The organism is Streptomyces sp. NPDC002690 (assembly GCF_053592415.1).
The window spans coordinates 1-2964 of record NZ_JBSFVR010000584.1 but is presented as its reverse complement, the minus strand read 5'-3'; the positions used below and the strand labels follow the sequence as shown (position 1 = coordinate 2964).

The window sequence follows — 2964 nt, the reverse complement described above, 5'->3', positions numbered from 1 at the left end:
CTCGTGGCTCAGATACCCGCGCTCGGCCAGGATCTGCCGCAGCAGGGTGTCGTCCTCCTCCACGAAGACGAACGGGCCCACACGACAGGGGTGCCGCCCTCCGGCGCGTTCGCGTACCCGGCGCTGCCCGACCGGTACGCGCCGTACCGCGCTACTTGCGCATCACCTCGGGCTCGTGGCGGCGCAGCAGCCGCGCGACCACGAAGCAGCAGATGACGCCGAGCCCCAGCAGCACCGCGAGGTCGGTGGCCCACACGCCCGTGGCGTGCTCCCACAGCGGGTCGAGATCGGTGGGGTGTTCCGGCTCCCACGGCGGCATGACGTGGCTCAGGTCGAGCGTGGCGCCGGCGGCGGCGACGGCCCAGCGGGACGGCATCAGCCAGGCGAACTGCTCCAGACCGGGCGAGTCGTAGATCTGGAAGAGCACCCCGGTGAAGACGACCTGCACGATCGCGAACATGACGAGCAGCGGCATGGTCTTCTCCGCGGTCCTCACCAGGGAGGAGATGACCAGGCCCAGCATCATCGAGGTGAAGCCGAGCGCGCTGATCGAGACACAGATCTCGACGGCGGGGGGCAGGACGAGCCCTTCCGCCGGCAGCTGCCGGGTGGCGAGACCGATGGCGCAGATGATGACGCCCTGCAGTGCCGTGATCACGCCGAGGACGATGACCTTGGACATCAGGTACGCGGACCGGGAGAGGCCGGTGGCCCGTTCCCGTTCGTAGATGACGCGTTCCTTGATCAGTTCCCGTACGGAGTTCGCCGCTCCCGAGAAGCACATGCCGACCGCGAGGACCAGCAGGATCGTGCCGGCCTTGCCGTTGAACTTGTGCGGGTTGGTGGGGGCTGCCAGGCCGTACTTGGCCGGGATGACCATGCTGACGATGCCCAGCACGGCGGGCAGTGCGACCATCAGGGCCAGGAAGCCCCGGTCGGATGCGATGACCGAGACGTACCGGCGGATCAGGGTCCACAGCTGGGTCGGCCAGCCCTGCGGCTTGGGCGGGCGCAGCAGCTGCGGTGGTGCCATGTTCACGGGCTGCGCGGCGACGGCGTCGATGTCGGCGGCGTACAGCTGGTAGTGCTGCGAGCCGCGCCAGCGGCCGGCCCAGTCGTAGTCGCGGTAGTTCTCGAAGGCGGAGAAGACGTCGGCCCAGGTGTCGTAGCCGAAGAAGTTGAGCGCCTCCTCCGGCGGTCCGAAGTACGCCACCGCACCGCCGGGCGCCATGACGAGCAGCTTGTCGCAGATCGCCAGCTCGGCCACGGAGTGGGTGACGACGAGGACCGTACGGCCGTCGTCGGCGAGGCCGCGCAGCAGCTGCATCACGTCGCGGTCCATGCCCGGGTCGAGACCCGAGGTCGGCTCGTCCAGGAATATCAGGGACGGCTTGGTCAGCAGCTCCAGGGCGACCGAGACCCGCTTGCGCTGGCCCCCGGAGAGGGAGGTGACCTTCTTGTCCTTGTGGATGTCGAGCTTCAGCTCGACGAGGACCTCGTGGATGCGGGCCTGGCGCTCGGCCTCGGTGGTGTCGGCGGGGAAGCGGAGCTTGGCCGCGTACTTCAGCGCCTTGGTGACTGTGAGCTCCTTGTGCAGGATGTCGTCCTGCGGCACGAGCCCGATGCGCTGGCGCAGCTCGGCGAACTGCTTGTAGAGGTCACGGTTGTCGTAGAGGACGTCGCCGTGGTTGGCGGGCCGGTATCCGGTGAGCGCCTTGAGCAGGGTGGACTTGCCGGAGCCGGACGGTCCGATGACCGCGACCAGCGACTTCTCGGGGAGGCCGAAGGAGACGTCCTTGAGGATCTGCTTGCCGCCGTCGACCGTCACCGTGAGGTGGCGGGCGGAGAAGGAGACCTCACCGGTGTCGACGAACTCCTCCAGCCGGTCGCCGACCAGCCGGAAGGTGGAGTGGCCGACGGCGACGATGTCGTTCGGCCCGAGGAGCGCGGAGCCGGACTTCTGGAGCTGCTGGCCGTTGACGTACGTGCCGTTGTGCGAGCCGAGGTCGCGGATCTCGAAGCGGCCGTCGGGCGTCGCGTGGAACTCGGCGTGGAGGCGCGAGACCTGGAGGTCCGAGACGACCAGCTCGTTCTCCAGGGCGCGGCCGATGCGCATGACGCGGCCCAGCGCCAGCTGGTGGAAGGTGGTCGGGCTGCGGTCGCTGTGCACCGGCCCGCCGACACCCGCCGCGTGGCCTTGCTGGTGCGGAACGTTCGCCACTCCGCCCAGGGCACCCCCGTCCTGCGGCTGCTGCCAGGCCTGCTGCGGCACGGGCGCGACGGGCGGCTGGTACGGGACGGCCGGCGGCTGGTACGGGACGGCCGGCGGCTGGTACGGCGCCCCCTGCTGGGCCGGTCCGGCCTGCTGGGCCCGCGGCGCGGGTGGCTGGTACGCAGCCGCCTGCTGGGCCGGTCCGGCCTGTGCCCGCTGCGGAGCCGGGGCGGCGGCGGTGAGGCCGATCCTCGGCCCGTCCTGGGCGTTGCCGAGGCGCACCTCGGTGCCGGGCCCGATCTCCGTCCGCTGCACGCGGGTGCCGCGCACATAGGTGCCGTTGGTGCTGCCGTGGTCCTCGACGAACCAGCTCTGTCCGCCCCAGCTGATCGTGGCGTGCCGCCACGACACCCGGGCGTCTTCGAACGTCAGGTCCCCCTGTGGATCACGTCCGAGCGTGTACGACCTGGACGGATCGAGCGTCCAGGTTCTGCCATTCAATTCCAGTACGAGTTCCGGCACTCCGCGCCCCACTTGTCGTCCCCCGATTCGCCCCCGCTGCGGGAAGCCCAGGGATGCTGAACATCGGGGGGCACTATTCCAGGGACACTCCCCGATCCGAAAGCCGGGCGACTCGGCCCGCGTTGGCGCGTCGGGCCCCGCAACTCGGGGGATTGCACGGGAGGAAATCGACGCCATGCACGACGTACACACAGTCACTTCCGGGGACCCGCGTCTCAGCTGGAGCACCA

Annotated in this window: 1 protein-coding gene; it reads right to left on the bottom strand. The window is 70.0% G+C overall.

Translation table 11 applies throughout. From position 1 onward, the window contains the following. Positions 1 to 151: 151 nt before the first annotated feature. Positions 152 to 2746, bottom strand: a complete 2595-nt coding sequence (locus tag ACWD3D_RS35500) for an FHA domain-containing protein (RefSeq protein ID WP_451464796.1) — start codon at positions 2744 to 2746, stop codon at positions 152 to 154. Positions 2747 to 2964 lie beyond the last annotated feature (218 nt).